15 protein-coding genes are annotated in these 17,510 nt (G+C 70.5%); 9 read left to right on the top strand and 6 right to left on the bottom strand.

Annotation, left to right across the window (positions count from 1 at the left end):
• Positions 1–245 precede the first annotated feature (245 nt).
• The 5 genes from era (at position 246) to nagZ (ending at position 4,410) form a co-directional block, all read left to right on the top strand.
• Positions 246–1,169, top strand: a complete 924-nt coding sequence (era, locus tag NS331_RS10585; protein WP_082702394.1) for a GTPase Era — start codon at positions 246–248, stop codon at positions 1,167–1,169.
• A 140-nt stretch (positions 1,170–1,309) separates the two neighbouring features.
• A complete protein-coding gene (recO, locus tag NS331_RS10580; RefSeq protein WP_058641953.1) occupies positions 1,310–2,092 on the top strand; it encodes a DNA repair protein RecO in 783 nt (260 codons plus the stop codon).
• A 58-nt stretch (positions 2,093–2,150) separates the two neighbouring features.
• On the top strand, positions 2,151–2,915 hold the full coding sequence (locus NS331_RS10575; RefSeq protein WP_058641952.1) for a pyridoxine 5'-phosphate synthase: 765 nt from the start codon (positions 2,151–2,153) through the stop codon (positions 2,913–2,915).
• Positions 2,912–3,310, top strand: a complete 399-nt coding sequence (acpS, locus tag NS331_RS10570; protein WP_058641951.1) for a holo-ACP synthase — start codon at positions 2,912–2,914, stop codon at positions 3,308–3,310. The genes NS331_RS10575 and acpS overlap by 4 nt, the downstream gene beginning before the upstream one ends.
• Positions 3,307–4,410 carry a beta-N-acetylhexosaminidase gene (gene nagZ, locus NS331_RS10565; protein WP_058641950.1) on the top strand — a complete coding sequence of 368 codons (1,104 nt, stop codon included), beginning with the start codon at positions 3,307–3,309 and terminating at the stop codon, positions 4,408–4,410. The genes acpS and nagZ overlap by 4 nt, the downstream gene beginning before the upstream one ends.
• Before the next feature lie 30 nt (positions 4,411–4,440).
• Here nagZ and lysS read toward each other — a convergent pair whose 3' ends face one another.
• Together lysS and NS331_RS10555 are read right to left on the bottom strand one after the other, a co-directional pair.
• Positions 4,441–5,979: a lysine--tRNA ligase gene (lysS, locus tag NS331_RS10560; RefSeq protein WP_058641949.1), complete on the bottom strand. Its 1,539-nt coding sequence runs from the start codon at positions 5,977–5,979 to the stop codon at positions 4,441–4,443.
• Between the two features lie 189 nt (positions 5,980–6,168).
• Entirely contained in the window at positions 6,169–6,795 is a 627-nt protein-coding gene (locus NS331_RS10555) for an LON peptidase substrate-binding domain-containing protein (RefSeq protein ID WP_058641948.1), read from the bottom strand.
• A gap of 73 nt (positions 6,796–6,868) precedes the next feature.
• Between NS331_RS10555 and NS331_RS10550 the strand changes: the two genes are divergently transcribed.
• Entirely contained in the window at positions 6,869–7,426 is a 558-nt protein-coding gene (locus NS331_RS10550) for a YggT family protein (protein WP_058641954.1), read from the top strand.
• A gap of 29 nt (positions 7,427–7,455) precedes the next feature.
• On the opposite strand, the gene NS331_RS10545 is transcribed toward NS331_RS10550, so the two are convergent.
• On the bottom strand, positions 7,456–8,475 hold the full coding sequence (locus tag NS331_RS10545; protein ID WP_206597329.1) for an AraC family transcriptional regulator: 1,020 nt from the start codon (positions 8,473–8,475) through the stop codon (positions 7,456–7,458).
• 104 nt (positions 8,476–8,579) lie between these two features.
• Here NS331_RS10545 and NS331_RS10540 point away from each other — a divergent pair, with 104 nt between their 5' ends.
• The 3 genes from NS331_RS10540 to NS331_RS10530 are packed head-to-tail and all read left to right on the top strand — an operon-like array spanning position 8,580 to position 11,544.
• Positions 8,580–9,614 carry a porin gene (locus tag NS331_RS10540; RefSeq protein WP_082702392.1) on the top strand — a complete coding sequence of 345 codons (1,035 nt, stop codon included), beginning with the start codon at positions 8,580–8,582 and terminating at the stop codon, positions 9,612–9,614.
• Positions 9,615–9,626: 12 nt separating this feature from the next.
• The gene (locus NS331_RS10535; RefSeq protein WP_058641945.1) at positions 9,627–10,598 is read left to right on the top strand and encodes a Bug family tripartite tricarboxylate transporter substrate binding protein; all 972 of its coding nucleotides are present in this window, start codon (positions 9,627–9,629) and stop codon (positions 10,596–10,598) included.
• 4 nt (positions 10,599–10,602) lie between these two features.
• Positions 10,603–11,544: an alpha/beta hydrolase gene (locus NS331_RS10530; protein WP_058641944.1), complete on the top strand. Its 942-nt coding sequence runs from the start codon at positions 10,603–10,605 to the stop codon at positions 11,542–11,544.
• Between the two features lie 72 nt (positions 11,545–11,616).
• On the opposite strand, the gene NS331_RS10525 is transcribed toward NS331_RS10530, so the two are convergent.
• The 3 genes from NS331_RS10525 to accD form a co-directional block, all read right to left on the bottom strand.
• On the bottom strand, positions 11,617–14,091 hold the full coding sequence (locus NS331_RS10525) for a PepSY domain-containing protein (protein WP_058641943.1): 2,475 nt from the start codon (positions 14,089–14,091) through the stop codon (positions 11,617–11,619).
• A 220-nt stretch (positions 14,092–14,311) separates the two neighbouring features.
• Positions 14,312–16,399, bottom strand: coding sequence for a TonB-dependent siderophore receptor (locus NS331_RS10520; RefSeq protein WP_082702391.1), 2,088 nt, complete (start codon positions 16,397–16,399; stop codon positions 14,312–14,314).
• Positions 16,400–16,586: 187 nt separating this feature from the next.
• A complete protein-coding gene (gene accD / locus NS331_RS10515) occupies positions 16,587–17,459 on the bottom strand; it encodes an acetyl-CoA carboxylase, carboxyltransferase subunit beta (protein WP_017761322.1) in 873 nt (290 codons plus the stop codon).
• Between the last annotated feature and the right edge of the window lie 51 nt (positions 17,460–17,510).

Genomic DNA, 17,510 nt, shown 5'->3' with positions numbered 1-17,510 from the left:
CCACCGGCGCCAGGGCAAACCCGGCCACGGCCGCCGTCATCGCGACGAAGCCCCGCCTGAAGATGCTCAGAAGGCACGACCTGCCGAACCCGGCCCGCACCGCCGAAGGGCTGGCCGACGACCAGGCGCAGGAGGCCACGGGCGCCATCGCGCTCGACGCCAGCCAGACGCCGCCCGCCCAGCGCGCCGCCATCATCGAGGCCTGCCACCGACTGACGGCCAACCGCGGCGGGCTGGTCAAGCCGATGCGGGTGCTGATGTGCGGCGGGCCCAACGTGGGCAAGTCCACGCTGATGAACGCCCTGGTGGGCCAGAAGATCAGCATCACCTCGCGCAAGGCGCAGACCACGCGCCACCGCATCACCGGCATCCGCACGGTGGCCGATGCCGAGGGCCCGGGCGGCACGCAGTTCGTCTTTGTCGACACGCCGGGCTTCCAGACGCGCCATGCCAATGCGCTCAACCGTTCGCTCAACAAGACGGTGCTGGGCGCGGTGGCCGACGTGGACCTGATCCTCTTCGTCGTCGAGGCCGGCCGCTTCTCGTCCGCGGATGCCAAGGTGCTGGGCCTGCTGGACCGCAACATCCCGGTGCTGCTGATCGCCAACAAGCTCGACACCGTGCTGCGCCGCGCCGACCTGGCGCCCTGGCTGCAGCAGATGCAGCGCGAGCACGGCGGCGAGGCGCAGGACCGCTTCGCCGAGTTCGTGCCGATGTCGGCCAAGAACGCCAAGGACATCGAGCGCCTGTTCGCCATCTGCGCCAAGTACCTGCCCGAGCAGAACTGGTGGTACGACGCCGAAGAGCTGACCGACCGCAGCGAGAAATTCCTGGCCGGCGAGACGGTGCGCGAGAAGCTGTTCCGCCTGACCGGCGACGAGCTGCCCTACACCTCCACGGTGGTCGTGGACAAGTTCGAGGAAGAGCCGCCGCAGAAGAAGGGCCACAAGCGCCTGGTCAAGATCGCCGCCACCATCGTGGTCGAGCGCGACGGCCACAAGGCCATGGTGATCGGCGACAAGGGTGAGCGCATCAAGCGCATCGGCATGGAGACGCGCCAGGAGCTGGAGAAGCTGATGGACGCCAAGGTGTTCATCGAGCTGTGGGTCAAGGTGCGCTCCGGCTGGGCCGACGACGAAGCCCGTGTGAAAAGCTTCGGCTACGAATGATGCTCCCCCCCGTTGCTTGCTCACTTCGTGTAGCCGCCTCCCCCCTCGAGGGGACGCGCCTGGCGGCCCGGCGAAGCCGGTTCCGCGGGCGCTCACGCATGGCCTGCTCCGCGGCCATCTGTCCGGGCTTGGGGAGCTGAGTGGCCGGGGCGGCGCGCCGGGTCGCGCATGAACCCGCCTTCGTGCTGCACCGCTACGACTGGAGCGAGTCCAGCCTGATCCTGGAGGTGTTCACCCGCCACCACGGGCGCATCGCGCTGGTGGCCAAGGGGGCGAAGCGGCCGAGCTCCAACTTCCGGCCGGTGCTGCTGCCGCTGCAGCCGCTGCAGCTGGCCTTCGGCGGCGACGCCGAGGTGCGCACGCTCAAGTCGGCCGAATGGATGGGCGGGCACGTCATGCCCACCGGCGACGCGCTGATGTCGGGCTATTACCTCAACGAGCTGCTGCTGCGCCTGCTGGCGCGCGAGGATGCGCATCCGGCCCTGTTCGATGCCTACGCCGCCGTGGTGCAGGTGCTGGGCACGCCGCACGATCCGGCCTCGCAGCAGGCCGTGCAGGCCTCGGCCCTGCGGGCCTTCGAGCTGCTGCTGTTGCGCGAGATCGGCTTCCTGCCCGACCTGGACGCCCAGACCCTCACGCTGGCGCCGCTGGTGCCCGGCGCGCGCTACCTGCTGCTGCCCGAAGCCGGCCTGCGCGAGGCCGGCGACGACGAGCCCGCGGCCCTCGCCGCCGAAGGCTGGCAGTCGCTGCAGCGGGCGCTGGCCGACCCGGCCCCCTTCACCCGCACGCTGCGCGCCGTGGCCGAGCTGTCGGCCGGTACCAGCGGCGCGCTGCGCAGCCAGCTGCGCCAGTTGCTCCACTACCATTGCGGCGTCGCCCAGCTGCGCACCCGGCAGATGATGCGCGACCTGCAGGATCTGTGAAGCGCGCCCGGCCCGTGGCCGGCGCTCCAGCTTCCCAGGCCAAGCCGAAGGCCCATCCGTGAACACCGCCACTTCCTCCCGCACGGCACTGTCCGTCAACGTCAACAAGGTCGCGCTGCTGCGCAACACCCGCCACCTGGGCATCCCCAGCGTCGTGCGCGCCGCCACGCTGTGCCTGCAGGCAGGCGCGCACGGCATCACCGTGCATCCGCGGCCCGATGCCCGCCACATCCGCACGGGCGACGTGCACGAACTGCATGCGCTGCTGAAGCAGGACTGGCCGGGCGTGGAGTTCAACATCGAAGGCAACCCCTTCCACAACCTGATGGACTTCGTGCGCGAACTGCGCCCGCACCAGGCCACCTTCGTGCCCGACAGCGAAGACCAGTTCACCAGCGACCACGGCTGGACTTTTCCGCAGGACGCCGAGCGCCTGCGCCCGCTGATCGCCGAAGCCAAGGCGCTGGGTGTGCGCGTCAGCCTGTTCATGGACCCGGCACCCGAGATGATGGCCGCCGCCCGCGCCGTCGGCGCCGACCGGGTCGAGCTCTACACCGAAGGCTATGCCGCCTCGCGCGGCCGGCCTGACGCCGATGCCGTGCTGGCCCGCTACGCCGCCGCCGCGCAGGCCGCGCAGGCCGTCGGCCTGGAAGTGAACGCCGGCCACGACCTGAGCCAGGAGAACCTCACCGACTTCCTGCGCGCCGTGCCGCAGGTCAAGGAGGTCTCCATCGGCCATGCCTTCGTCGCCGATGCGCTGGAGGCCGGCTATGCGGCCGCCACGCGCGCCTACCTGGCCTGCATTGAGGCGGCCGCGTCGTGATCCACGGCATCGGCACCGACCTCTGCGACATCCGCCGCATCGAGGCCACCGTCGGCCGCCAGGGCGACCGCTTCGCCGAGCGCGTGCTGGGCGATGCCGAACTCGCCGTCTGGCGCCAGCGCGCCAGCCGCTGGCCGGCCCGCGGCATGCGCTACCTGGCCACCCGCTTCTCGGCCAAGGAGGCCTTCAGCAAGGCCATCGGCCTGGGCATGCGCATGCCCATGAGCTGGAAGCTGTGCGAAGTGCTCAACGACGCCAGCGGCAAGCCCTACATCGCGCTGCACGAGCCGCTCAAGGGCTGGTTCGAGGCCCAGGGCCTGAGCGCCCACGTGACCGTCACCGATGAGGCCTACTATGCGGCGAGCTTCGTGGTGGTCGAGAAGCAGGCCCCATGACCGATTCCCCACTCATCATCGACGTCGCCGGCACCGCCCTCACGGCCGACGACCGGCGCCGCCTGCAGCATCCGCTCGTGGGTGGCTGCATCTACTTCAGCCGCAACTTCGAGAGCCGGGCACAGATCACGGCGCTGTCGGCCGAGATCCGGTCGCTGCGGCCCGACCTGCTGATCGCCGTGGACCACGAAGGCGGCCGCGTGCAGCGCTTCCGCACGGACGGCTTCACGCACCTGCCGTCCATGCGCACGCTGGGCGCGCTGTGGCAGTCGGCGGCGGACGGCCCGCCGCGTGCCATGAACGCGGCAGCGGCCCTCGGCCAGGTGCTCGCGGCCGAGTTGCGGGCCTGCGGCATCGGCTTTTCCTTCGCGCCCGTGCTGGACCTGTACCATGCCGACGCGGGGGCAGGGGATGCGCCCGCCTCGCGCAGCGCCGTCATCGGCAACCGCAGCTTCCACCGCGACCCGGCCGTCGTCGCGGCGCTCGCGCGCGCGGTGATGCACGGCCTGCGCGATGCCGGCATGGCCCACTGCGGCAAGCATTTCCCCGGCCACGGCTTCGCGGCGGCCGACTCGCATGTGGCCGTGCCGGTCGACCCCCGCGGGCTGGAAGAGATCCTGGCCGACGATGCCGCGCCCTACGCCTGGCTCAGCGCCAGCCTGGCGGCCGTGATGCCCGCGCACGTGGTCTATCCCGCGGTCGATGCACGGCCGGCCGGTTTCTCGCGCCGATGGCTGCAGGAGGTGCTGCGCGGCCGCCTGGGCTTCACCGGCGCCGTCATCAGCGACGACCTCAGCATGGAAGGCGCCCGCCACCTCGAAGGCCGGCTGCTGACGCCGGCCCAGGCCGCCCTGCAGGCCTTGCAGGCGGGCTGCGACCTGGCGCTGCTGTGCAACCAGAGCCTGAACGGCGGTGCCGTGCTCGACGAGTTCCTGGGCGCGATGGATGCCGCCCGCGCCCGTGGCGAACTGCCGCCGTCGGCCGAGCGCGAGCGCCGACGCCGCGCTCTGCTGCCGCGCGGTGAGGCCCTGGACTGGGCGGCGCTGATGGCCGATGCGGCCTACGGCCACGCGCGCGCGCTGCTCCCGGCGCACGCCTGAAGCAGGGCGCGAAAGGGCCGGGCAGCGCGTTCAGCCCTCGCGCCGCAGCGCCGGGAACAGGATCACGTCGCGGATGCTGGGCGAGTCGGTCAGCAGCATCATCAGCCGGTCGATGCCGATGCCGCAGCCGCCGGTGGGGGGCATGCCGTACTCCAGCGCGCGCACGAAGTCGTGGTCGAAGTACATGGCCTCGTCGTCGCCGCTGTCCTTGGCGGCCACCTGGGCGTTGAAGCGGGCGGCCTGGTCCTCGGCGTCGTTCAGCTCGGAGAAGCCGTTGCCGAATTCGCGGCCGGTGATGTAGAGCTCGAAGCGCTCGGTCACTTCCGGCCGCTCGTCGTTGGCGCGGGCCAGCGGCGAGATCTCGGTCGGGTGCTCCATGATGAAGGTCGGCTGCCAGAGCTTTTCTTCGACCACTTCCTCGAAGTACAGCACCTGCAGGCTGGCCAGGGTGCGGCCGCTCAGGCGGTCCTTGTCCTCGCTCATGCCCAGCTTGCGCAGCGCGGCGATCAGCCAGTCGCGGTCGTCCACGTGGTCGCCGGCCTCGGTGTGCTTCACGATGGCTTCGCGGATGGTCAGGCGCTCGAAGGGCGCGGCCAGGTCCACCGGCTTGCCCTGGTAGCTCAGCTGCTGGCTGCCCACGGCCTTTTCGGCGATGGTGCGGATCAGCGTCTCGGTGAAGTCCATCAGGTCGCGGTAGTTCCAGTAGGCCGCGTAGAACTCCATCATCGTGAATTCCGGGTTGTGCCGGACGCTGATGCCTTCGTTGCGGTAGCTGCGGTTGATCTCGAACACGCGCTCGAAGCCGCCCACGATCAGGCGCTTGAGGTAGAGCTCGGGCGCGATGCGCAGGAACATCTGCTGGTCCAGCGCGTTGTGGTGCGTGACGAAGGGCTTGGCGTTGGCGCCGCCGGGAATGGGGTGGAGCATGGGCGTCTCCACCTCCAGGAAGCCGTGACTGACCATGAACTCGCGGATGCCGCTCACGGCCTTGCTGCGGGCGGCGAAGCGGGCACGGGCGGCCTCGTCGGTGATCAGGTCCACGTAGCGCTGGCGGTACTTCTGTTCCTGGTCGGCCATGCCGTGGAACTTGTCGGGCAACGGCCGCAGGCTCTTGGTGAGCAGGCGCAGGCGGCTGACCTTGACCGACAGCTCGCCGGTCTTGGTCTTCATCAGCGTGCCCTCGGCGCCGACGATGTCGCCCAGGTCCCACTTCTTGAAGTCCGCATAGACCTCTTCGCCGAGCGCGTCGCGCGTGACGTAGAGCTGGATGCGGCCGGTGGCGTCCTGCAGGGTGGCGAAGCTGGCCTTGCCCATGACGCGCTTGAGCATCATGCGGCCGCCGACGCTGGCGGCCACCGGCGTGGCTTCGAGCGCTTCGGCCGGCGTCTCGCCGTGGGCGGCGAGCAGGGCGTCGGCGCGGTCGGCGGGCTTGAAGTCGTTGGGGAAGGCCACGCCGCGGCCCTCGGCCTGGCCGGCCCGCAGCGCCTTCAGTTTCTCGCGGCGTTCGGCGATCAGCTGGTTGTCGTCAACGGAAGGGGCGGCAGCAGCCGGCGTGGTGAGGTCGGACATGGAGGACGTCGTGCAGTTGGAGGCCGCCGCCGGGCGCGGGGGTGACCGGCAGGAGGGCGGCTGTCAGGGGAAGGGGCGCCAGGGTCGCCGGACAGGGGCCCGGTGCGGCGCGGCCGGCGATTTTAGCGGTCGGCGTCGTGGGGCGCTGCCTGGGTGCCGGGCGTGGTGGCCGGCGCCGTTCGCACCTTCTCAGCGCTGGCCCGAGATGCGCGTCTGCGCCAGCAGGTCGCCCACCAGTTCCAGGCGCACCAGCGGGCTGTCCAGCGCCAGCATGCGCTGGCGCATGTCCGAGGGCAGGGGCAGCAGTTCGCACCAGCGGTTGGCCACCCAGGCGCAGTCGTCGTAGTCGGGCGGCTCGGCCATCGGCAGTGGCCCGCCGCGCTGGCGCAGGGTGTCGGCGAACTGGCGCAGCGCATCGGCCACGCTGCGCAGGTCCTCGGGCACGGGCACGCGCGCCTCGGGCGGCAGCACCTCGGTGCGGGCCGTCCACAGGCCATTGGGCTGCTGCCGGCGCTCCAGCACGCGGAAGCGCTCGGTGCCCAGGCATTCGATGACCAGCAGGCCGGACTGCGGCGACTCCAGCTGGCGGATGGTGGCCAGCGTGCCCATGTCCGCGAACACCTCGGGCGCCGCCCCGGCGGCGCGCACCTCGGCGCCGCGCATCAGCCCGACCACGCCGAAGGGCGTGCCGGCCTTGTGGCAGTCGCCGATCATCTGCAGGTAGCGCAGCTCGAAGACGCGCAGCGGCAGCAGCCCGCCGGGAAAGAGCACGGTTCCGAGGGGGAAAAGCGGCAGGAAAGCGTTGGCTTCGGACATGATGGGCGCAGAAGTGCGTGGCTATCATCGCACTCCCTTCCTGGCCCCGGCGGCCGCTTTCCCTTTCCAGACGATGCTCTACCAGATCCCTTCGTTCCTGCTGGACGTCATCGCCGGCCTGCTGGGCGGCGCCTGCCTGCTGCGCCTGTACATGCAGATGCACCGCGTGCCCTTCGGCAACCCGCTGGGGCGCTTCGTCTTCGCGCTGACGGACTGGATCGTGCTGCCGCTGCGCCGCATCATCCCGCCGGCGGGCCGCTGGGACATCGCGAGCCTGGTGGCGGCCTGGCTGATCATCATGCTGAAGTACCTGCTGCTGATGCTGCTGGCCGGCGGCGTGCGGCCGGTGGCGCTGCCGTTGCTGTCGCTGTTCGGGCTGATGCAGCTGGCGGTGTCGGGGCTGACGGCGCTGCTGATCGTCTATGCGGTGCTGTCGTGGGTGCCGGGCGCGTCGCCGGTGCTGCACGACCTGGTTCAGCGCCTGGCCGAGCCGCTGGTGCGGCCCATCCGCCGCGTGGTGCCCCTGATCGGCGGCGTGGACCTGTCCCCGCTGGTGGGCATCGTGCTGCTGCAGATCGTGGGGATGGTGCTGGGCAACGTGCTGTTGGGCATCTACGGCATCGGGCGCTGAGCCCCGGCTCTGCCGTTCCAGGCAGAAGTTCAGCGTGTACCCGGCGCGGCACGGTGTTGGTCGCGCCAGCGGCTTGGCGTTTCGCCGGTGTGCCTTTTGAACCAACGTGAAAAGGCACTTGGGGAATCGATGTTGAGTGTCTGCGCGACCTGCGCCATCGACAGCCAGCCTGCACGCAGATGACGCTTGGCGAGTTCCAGGCGCACCGTGTCGTAGACGGCAAGGAAACTCGAATCTTCCCGGGCGAGCCGCCGGTGCAGGGTGCGCCGGTCCACGCCCAGCGAGGCAGCCACATCGGTGGCCGAGCATGGCCCGTCCATCATCTGCAGAAGGATGCGCTGTTTGACACGGTTGACCGTGACAGCTTCCTGTCTGGCCAGTGATGCCAGCGCGGCCAGACCTGCGTAGCGCGTCAGACCGCCGTCGGCCAGGGGCACCCGATGGTCGAGGTCCTGACTGCGCAGGAGGATCGCGTCGACCTCCGCATCGAAGCGCACGCTGCAGCCGAAGAAGCGCGCCGCCTGCGCGGCGGGTTGCGCCGGTCCGTGTGCGAAGTGAACCTCCTGCGGGTGCCACGTTGCGGGCAGCAGTTGGCGCAGTACCGAGACCAGCCCGCCCAGGGCCAACTCGGTGGCTTGTCGGATGACGGGCTGACCGTCGCTGTCCAGATGCAGTTGCAACAGCGCCCACCCGGCCTCCTCGCGCAACTGCAGCCAGATTGCGGAACTGTTGAGGTGCGCGGTGGCGATGAAGCGGCGCAGCGCTTCCCGTACCGTGGGCTCGTCCCGCATCAAGGCGCCTACCAGCCCGAGGCCGACGAGGCGTCGTGACCTGGACATCTGCAGGCCGAAATCCGGCGCAGCACTGCGCGCGGCGGCCAGCTCCAGCAGGCGGTGAACCCTGCCGGCGCGCACGAGCAGTTCCGGTTGCGTGAGGCAGCGCGCCGGCAATCCGGCAGCCTTCAGCAGTTCGAGCGGAGCGATTCCATGCCGTGCCGCGCAGGCCGGGAAATCCGCCAGGATTGAACTGCGAACCATGGGATGGCCCATATGTCTCGATCTGTTTAGCCGATGTCCCATTATGTATAGCTGCCTCCACAGGAGTTGCCGACCATTCGTCTGCGCCGCAGAGCGCTCAACAACGGAGACGAATCATGCGCAGATCAAGAGCCTTGTGGTTGGTGGCCGCCGTCCTGCCGGCATCCAGCGGCCCGGTCCTTGCCCAGTCCGACAGCCGCCTCACCCTGTTCGGTGTTTCCGATGTGGGCATTCGGCGCACCGACAACGGCGGCGCAAGGCAGACCACACTGAGCGCGGACGGCAACACGCCAAGTCGATTCGGCCTGCGCGGCACCGAGGACCTGGGGGGCGGCCTGTGGTCGGGCTTTTGGCTGGAGGCCGGATTCGACCCGTCGACCGGCCAACCTGCAAGCCCCGGCAAGTTCTTCAACCGCCGGTCCACCGTCAGCCTCGGCGACAACACTTGGGGTGAGCTCCGGCTGGGGCGCGATTACACGCCCACCTTCCAGGGCTACGTGCTCTACGACCCCTTCTTCACCTCGGGCGTTGGGGCTGCTTTCAATGTCTTGGCCGGCCCGGCGTTGAGCAACGGCAGCGGGGCCATGACCACCGTGCGGGCCGACAACGCGGTGCAGTGGCTGTCTCCCCCCGGTTGGGGGGGCTTCAACGGCCAGGTCATGGTGGCGCCTTCCGAGGGCGTTCCTGCCAGTGACTACCGCGGTGCGCGCGTCGGCTATGCAAAGGGGCCGCTCGATGCTTCCGCGTCCTGGGGCAGCACCCATGTGCCGGGTGGGCGCTATCGCATCGGCACCGTCGGCGCGACCTACCGTATCGAGGCGCTGAAGCTGTCGGCGTTCGGCATATCGACGGCCTTCGCGGGCAGGCGCGAGTGGCTGCGCCTGGTGGGCGCGAGCTATGTTGTCGGCGCGGGCGAGATCCGTCTGTCCCTGGCCGTCAAGGACGCCCGCGGTGCAGGCACCGACGGCAACGATGCGCGCCAGTTCGCCCTGGGCTATGTGCACAACCTGTCCAGGCGCACGGCGCTCTACACCACGGCGTCGTGGCTGCGCAACCGCGCGGCTTCCGCCTCGGTGGTGGCCATTGGCACCAGCGTCGTCGCAGGACAGCCCTCCCGCGGCCTTGAATTCGGCGTGCGCCACGCCTTCTGAGGAGACATCGACATGCGTACGTCTTGGCTGATGAGGGCTTTGGCCCTGTGGGTGGTCTGTGTCGCCACCGGCGTGGGCGCCCAGGGCTATCCGGGCGGGCCGGTGCGCCTGGTCCACGGCCTGCCGGGTGGGTTGGTGGATGCGGGGGCGCGGACGCTGGCCGACCTGCTGTCGCAGCGCTGGCATCAGCCCGTAATCGTCGAAGGAAAGCCGGGCGCCAGCGAGATGCTGGCGGCCGACACGGTGATGCGCGCCCCGCACGATGGACAGACGTTGCTGATTGCCAGCGAGGCGGCGATGGTCAACAACGCCCTGGTGTTCAGGAAGCCACTGGTCGATGCGCAGCGCGACTTGGTGCCAGTGCAGGCCCTCTTCGAGGTGCCGTTCGCTTTGGTGGTGCGCAGAGATCTGGGCGTCGACACCCTTCCCCAGTTCGTGGCCCTGATGAAGAAAGAGGGGCGCCGGCATTCCTATGCCTCGTCGGGCATAGGGTCGCCGCTGCAACTGGCCATGGAAGGCTTTGCCCATGAAGCCGGGTTCACGATGCTGCACGTTCCCTACAAGACGCTGAGTCAGTTGCAGCAGGACCTGCTTGGCGGCTCACTGGACGCGGCTTTCCTAGGGGTGAACAGCGCCATGCCCTTCGTCAGGACAGGAAGTCTCAAGCTCCTGGCCGTCACCGGTACCAGCCGGGCCCGCCTGGCGCCGGAAGTGCCGACTTTCGCGGAACAGGGCTATCCGAAGGTCGATTACCGCACGCTCATCGCCCTGCTCGTTCCGCGCGGCACGCCGGCTCCGGTGCTCGCCCGCCTGGGCACCGACGTGAACGACGTGCTGCGTTCCGAGCCGTTCGCCCAGCGCTTCCTGGCGCCCCAGGCCCTGGCGCCCGACTTCACCGCGGGAGAGGCGCTGCAAGCGCTGCTTGCGCAGCGCCGTGCGAGTACCCAGCGCCTTGTCGAGACGCTGCACATCCAGCTGGATTGACGCCATGCACATTCGCTATTTCGCCGGCGACGAAGCCGACCGCCGCTTCGTCGCCGCCGCGCTGGCCGATGAGGCTTACCAGCAGAACTACCACGAGCGCAGCAACCTGGAGGCCATGCGCCGCAGCGCGCTGGCCATCGCCACCAGCAGCATGGTGCGGCAGGTGCCCGCCGGGGTCAGCGTGACGTCCGCCACGATCGCCGGCGTGCCCTGCGAATGGCTCATCGCCGAAGGTGCCGACATGTCGCGCCTCATCGTGTACCTGCATGGGGGTGGTTTCGTGCGCGGGCACCTCGCACTGCAGCGCGCCAACGCAGCACTGATCGCCCAAGCCGCCGGGACGCCCGTGCTGGCCATCGGCTACCGCCAGGCGCCGGAGCATCCCTTTCCTGCCGCCATGGACGATGTGGTGGCGGTCCATGCGCACTTGCTGGAGAGCGAAGGCTGGCCGCCAGGCGCGCTCACCGTGGTGGGGGAGTCCTCCGGCGGATGCCTCGCACTCGGTCTGGCGGTGCATTTGGCTGAACTCGGCGCGTTGGACCGGCAACCGGCAGGGATCGGTGCAGTGTCCCCCATGGTCGACTTGTCGCTGTCCGGTGCTTCGTGGCACTACAACGCGCGGCGGGACGTCGCGGACCTCGATACGGGACGGCGACTCGTGGATATGTATCTGGCGGGGGCGAGCGCGTCGTTGCCGCGGGCGTCACCAGTGAGGCATGACTTCGTCGGCTGCTGCCCCGTGCTGATCAGCGCAGGAAGTCACGAAACGATGCTGAGCGATGCGGAGTTTCTTGCACGCAAGGCGGCGGACGCCGGCACGGATGTCGAACTCCACGTGCACGAGGCGATGCCGCACGGTTTCACCCGGTTCGACACGCCGATCGCCCGCGAAGCGCTGGTCGCGGTGGCGCACTGGTGCGCCATGCGCAGCAGGGGGCGACGGTGATCGCCTCTGCCGCCAGGGCGGTTTGCCCGCACGGCCCCAGGCAGCAGGCCTACGCCCGGCAGGCCCACCGGCTCAATACACGTCGCGCCGCAGCCGGCCTTCCATGAGCAGGGCCTCGACCGCCGCGCCGCCCAGCAGCTCGCGCAGGGCGGCATCCACGCCCCGGGCCATGCCGGCCAGGCTGCCGCAGACGTAGACCACCGCGCCATCGTCCACCCAGCGGCGCAACTCGTCGCCCGCGTCGCGCAGGGCGTCCTGCACATGGCGGCCGGCGGGCGGCAGGCGCGACCAGGCCAGGTCCACCCGTGCCAGCAGGCCACGGGCCTGCCAGTCCTGCACCTCGTCGGCGAAGAAGGCGTCGTGGTCGGGATGCCGTTCGCCGAAGACCAGCCAATTGCGCCCATGGCCGCGCCGCACCCGCTCGCGCAGGTGGCCGCGCAGGCCGGCGAAGCCCGAGCCGTTGCCGATGAAGACGCAGGGGCGGTCGTCGTCGATCAGCCGGAAGCCCGGGTTGTCGACCAGCCTCAGGCGCAGCGGCGCGCCGGGCAGGGTCTGCACCGTGAGCCAGCTGGACATGAGGCCCAGGCCGCCGTCGTCCAGCACGCGCTGGCGCACCAGCAGCAGCAGTTCGCCGTCGGCCGGCACCGAGGCGGCGGAATAGCGGCGCGGCGGCTCGCCGGCCACCGGGGCTTCGATTTCCACCAGCGCGCCGGCGTGCCAGTCGGAGCCGGCGGGCAACGCGAGTTGCAGGGCGAACAGTGGCGAGCCGGCGCTGCCGGGATTGAGGTGGGCGCGTTGCAGCAATTCGGAAGGCAGCCAGTCGGCTTCGGCCAGCGCGGGAACGGCGGCCGTGTCGTCCAGCGCCACGCCGAAGGCGGCGCCCACGTGGGCGCGCCACTGCGCCAGTGCCGCCGGATCGGCCTCGTCCATCTCGACCGGCGGGAACAGCGGGCGCGCGCCCAGGCGTCGCAGATGCACGTCCAGCGCATGGCCGAAGCCGCAGAAGGTGCCGTACTGCCGGTTGCCCAGGGCCAGCAGGCCGAAGGCCGGCGCCGGCTGCAGCGGCGTGGTCATCGCCGCCACACGGCGCGCGAAGGCGCGGGCCGTGTCGGGCGGCTCGCCGTCGCCGTAGCTGCTGGCGACGATCAGCACGCGCGGATGCAGTGAGAGTTCGGCCGGCGCCAGTGCGTGCAGCGGCTGGACGGTGGCCGGCACGCCGGCGGCGCCCAGGGCGGCGGCGGTTTGCCAGGCCAGCCGCTCGGCGTGGCCGGTCTGGGTGGCGAAGGCGATCAGCAGGCCGCTGGCGCCGGACGCGGCGTGGCCGCCCGTGGCCGCGAGCGATGCCCGTCGCGCCTGCCGAGCCGCCGCGGCCTCGCGCCGGCGGCGCAGGTACAGCAGCCAGCCGGTGACGGCGAAGAGCAGCAGCCCCGCGCTGGCCAGCACCATCACCACCCGGCCCACCGGGCCCCAGAAGCTGCCCATGTGCAGCGGATAGATACTGTTGACCAGCCGCGCCGGCGCGCTCAGCGCGGCATAGCGGCGGTGCTCGGCCACGGCGCCGGTGGCGGCGTCGAGGTAGAGGCGGTTGCGGGCCCGGTCATGCTCGGCGTCGCGGCGCAGGTAGGTGACTTCGACGCGCGGATTGGCACGGGCCGGCAGGCGCAGGGTGACCAGCTGCCAGTCACCGTTGGAAGCGCGCAGGAAGCCTTGCCAGAGCGCGTCGAGGTCAGCGGCGGTGCGGGCTGCGGGCGGCGGCGTCGAAGCGGCGGGTGTGTCGGCCGTGGGGGCTGTGGCCGGTGCTGCGGCGACGCGCGCCGCCTGCGCGCCCCCGCTGCGCTGCATGCGCGCCGCCTGGCCTTCGCCGACGGCGCCGTCCACCGCCGCGCGCACGGCATCGAAGCCCCAGTACACGCCGGTCAGGCCCGACACCAGGTAGCACAACAGCGCGAAGGTGCCCGCCACCGCATGCAGGTTCCACAGCAGGGCGCGGCCGCGCAAGCGGAAGTCCACGCGCAGCCAGGCGCGCCAGTCCAGCGTGCGGCGCGGCCAGCGCAGCACCAGGCCCGAGACGGCCAGCAGCAGCAGCGCCGCGGCCAGCACGCCGGTCACCGGCTTGCCGATGTCGCGCGGCAGCAGCAGCCAGCGGTGCAGGGACTCGAGGGTCTCGAAGGCCTCGTCGCCGCGCGGTTCTGGCAGCACCTCGGCGGTCCACGGGTCCAGCCAGTGCTGGACGCCGCGGCGCTGGCCGGCGGCCGCCGCCAGGCCGACGCGCACGGGCCAGCCGGGCGTGGCGCGCAGCGTGATCGTCTGCACCTGCGCCTGCGGATCCCGCGCCCGCAGGGCCGCCGCCAGCCCGGCCGGCGTGAGCGGCACGGCGCCGGCCGTCGGCACCGCGCGATGGAACAGCGCCGGATTGAGCGCTTCGGTGATCTCCGCCCGGTACGCCAGCAGCGCCCCGCTGACGCCGATCACGGCCAGCAGCGTGCCCGCCGTGATGCCCGCCAGCCAGTGCAGCTGGAACAGGATCTGTCGCCAAGTCCAGCGCATCTCAGTGATCCATAGCACTGTCGCGCCACCCGAAGGGCATGAAACCGGCGCCGCCCTTCTGATCGAAGGGCCGCGGAGCAGGCCATACCGGTGCACCCGCGGAACGGGCTTGGCCCGGCCGCCGGGTGCGCCCCTCGAGGGGGATGGGACTTCCACACGCAGTGAGGAAGTCCAAACGGGGTGGAGTCATTTCAGCGCGCCGCCAGGGTGCGGTTCGGGCTCACAGATCCACCTTCATCGTGGCCTTGACCGTTCGCGGCGTGCCCACCGCGAGCCGCGTGCCGGCGGCCGACCAGTAGCGGCGGTCGCCGGCGTTGTCCACGTTCAGCTGGAACAGCGTGCGCCGGCCGAAGAGCTGCGTGGTGTAGCGCGCGCCCACGTCGAACAGCGTGTAGCCGCCGATGAAGGCCTGGTTCAAGTCGTCCACCGGACGGCGGCCGGTGTAGTAGGCGCCGCCGTTGACGGACAGGCCGGGCACGGCGGCGATGTCGTACGACAGGAACAGGCTGGCCGTCTTGCGGGCCGTGTTTTCGGGCATCTTGCCGTTGTACTGGGCATTGATGTCGCGGAAGCTCGCATCCAGCAGCTGGGCCGAGGACTGCCAGCTCAACTGCGTCGTCAGCCGGCCCTGGGCCGACAGCTCCAGGCCGCGGTAGACCTGCCGGCCGTCGCCCACGAAGGTGTTGGCGGTGTTGGTGTACGAGCCCGGGCGGTCGATGTCGAACAGGGCGGCTGAGAACATCGTGCCCGTCGGCGCCATCCAGCGCAGGCCCACTTCCTTCTGCTTGCTCACCCCTGGGGCCAGGCGCTCGTTCTGGTTGCGGGTGCCGGCCGGGGCGGGTTCGCCTTCCTCCACGCCCTGCGCGTAGGAGCCGTAGACCGCCAGATCGGGCGTGAACTTGTAGGTCAGCGCCAGCAGGGGCGTGGTCTTGTCCACGTCGTAGCCGATCACCGGCAGCGTGGTGCTGGCGCCCTGCGTGCTGCGGTACTGGGTGCGGCGCACGCCGGCCACCAGTTGCCATTCCGGCGAGAAGATGATGCGGTCCAGCGCGTACAGCCCCAGGTCGCTGCTGTCCTGGAAGCCGGTCGTCGGCAGCGCGGTGCGGGCGCTGAGGGCCAGGGGGCCGATCGGCACCGGGCTGTACAGGTTCTGCACCGTGTTGGCGTTGCCGTAGTTGCGGCTGTAGATCGGCGCCTGGCTCTTGTCGGCGCGGGCCACGCCCAGCGTCAACTCGTGCTGCACGCTGCCGGTCTGGAAGGTGCCGAAGAGCTCGGTGCGCAGCAACTGCGAGGTCTGCTCCAGGTGCTGCACGTTGCCGGTGATGCGCCCGCGGCCGGTGTTGACGTTGTAGTTGCTGAAGGTGGCAAGCCCGCGGTCGCGCTCGGCGTCCGAGCGGCCGGCTTCGACCATCAGCGCCCAGTCGCTGTTGATCGAGTAGTCGGCGCGCAGCTGGGTGTTGGTGACCTCGGCGCTGAAGGGCGCGAAGGTCGGGCCCAGCAGCCGGGTCGGGTCGGGCAGCGCGGGCAGCGTGATGACGCCGTTGACCGCGGCGGGCCGCCCGATGCCGGCCTGCTCGACGATGCGCTTCTGGTAGTGCTCGACGTCGGCCTTGAGCGTCAGCTGCGAATTGACCCGCCAGTCGAAGGCGGCCGACTGCATCTGCCGGTTGCCGTCCACGCCCTGGATGGCCGAACCCAGGCTGCCGCCGGCGGCGTTGATGCGCAGGCCGAACTGGTTGTTCTCGCCGAACTGGCGGCCCACGTCCAGCAGGCCCTGGGCTCCGCCGTGGTTGTCGAAGGTGGTGCCCACCGTGGTCACGGGCACGGGGCCGGCGCGCTTGGTCACCAGGTTGACGATGCCCGACGGCGAGGTGAAGCCGTAATAAAGCGCCGAGGCGCCCTTGAGCACTTCCACCCGCTCCTTGTTCTCCATCGGGATCTCGGAGACGTTGGGGATGGCCAGCGAGCCGTTGAGCCGGTAGTTGGTGCGGTTCTGCACCTCCATGCCGCGGATCACCAGCTGGTCGAAGGTGTCGCCGCCGTTCTGCTGGCGCGTGACGCCGGCCGTGTTGCGCAGCACGTCGTAGACGCTGTCGGCCCCCTGCAGCTCGATGACGGCGCGGGTGACCACGTTGACGGTGGCCGGCACGTCCATCAGTTGCCCGCCGCGGAAGGTGCCTGCCTCGACGGTGTTGGCGACGAAACCGTTGCTGCGGTCGGCACGCACGTCGACGGTCTGCAGCGTGGTCTGGGACAGCACGGCGCCGGGCAGCGCCAGCACGGCGGCGGCGGGAAGCAATCTCTTCATGGTTGGGCAGGCCGGGCGACGGCCGAAAAAAAGCGCGCTTGGTGCGCGCTGTGGCAGGCGGTAGGAAAACGCCTATTCTGCCCGGTCAATGAGAACTTTTCTCAATTTCATTGCGCTTGTCGTGGAGATGCAACGAAATGTGAACCGATTCGGCGGACATGGCCGGCCACGGCCGGCCAGCCGGCCATCAGCCGACCGCGTCCGCCGGCTGGCGCGTGAGCATCGCCAGCACGCTGGCGATGGTCTTGCGCAGCTCGCGCCGGTCGCTGATGAAGTCGACGGCACCCTTCTCCTGCAGGAACTCGGCGCGCTGGAAACCCGCCGGCAGCTTCACCCGCACGGTGGACTCGATCACGCGCGGGCCGGCGAAGCCGATCAGCGCCTTGGGCTCGGCGATCACCACGTCGCCCACGAAGGCGAAGCCGGCCGAGACGCCGCCCATGGTCGGGTCGGTCAGCACGCTGATGTATGGCAGGCCCTTCTTGGCCAGCCGGGTGAGGGCGGCATTGGTCTTGGCCATCTGCATCAGCGACAGCAGGCCTTCCTGCATGCGGGCGCCGCCGGTGGCGGTGAAGCAGATGAAGGGCACCTTCTGCTCGATGGCGGTCTCGACGCCGCGCACGAAGCGCTCGCCGACCACCGAGCCCATGGAGCCGCCCATGAACTCGAATTCGAAGCAGGCGGCGACCACGCCGATGTTGAGCACCGAGCCGCCCATCACCACCAGGGCGTCGGTCTCGCCGGTGGATTCCAGCGCTTCCTTCAGCCGCTCGGGGTACTTGCGGCTGTCCTTGAACTTCAGGGCGTCGACCGGCAGCACTTCCTGGCCCAGTTCGTAGCGGCCCTCGGCATCGAGGAAGGCGTCGAGGCGCGCGCGGGCGCCGATGCGGTGGTGGTGGCTGCAGCTGGGGCAGACGTTCTGGTTCTGCTCCAGGTCGGTCTTGTAGAGCACCGTCTCGCAGCTCGGGCATTTGATCCACAGGCCCTCGGGCATCTGGCGCCGGGCACCGGGGTCGGTGGGCGCGATCTTGGGGGGGAGGAGTTTTTCGAGCCAGCTCATGGTGTCAGTCCGAGTTCTGTGCAAGGGGGCGGACGGGGCGGCGGGGCCGCC

The sequence above is a fragment of the Pseudacidovorax intermedius genome (genome assembly GCF_001476815.1).
In the GTDB taxonomy this organism is placed as follows: domain Bacteria; phylum Pseudomonadota; class Gammaproteobacteria; order Burkholderiales; family Burkholderiaceae_C; genus Xenophilus; species Xenophilus intermedius_A.
This window is presented reverse-complemented; position numbering and strand designations above follow the sequence as displayed.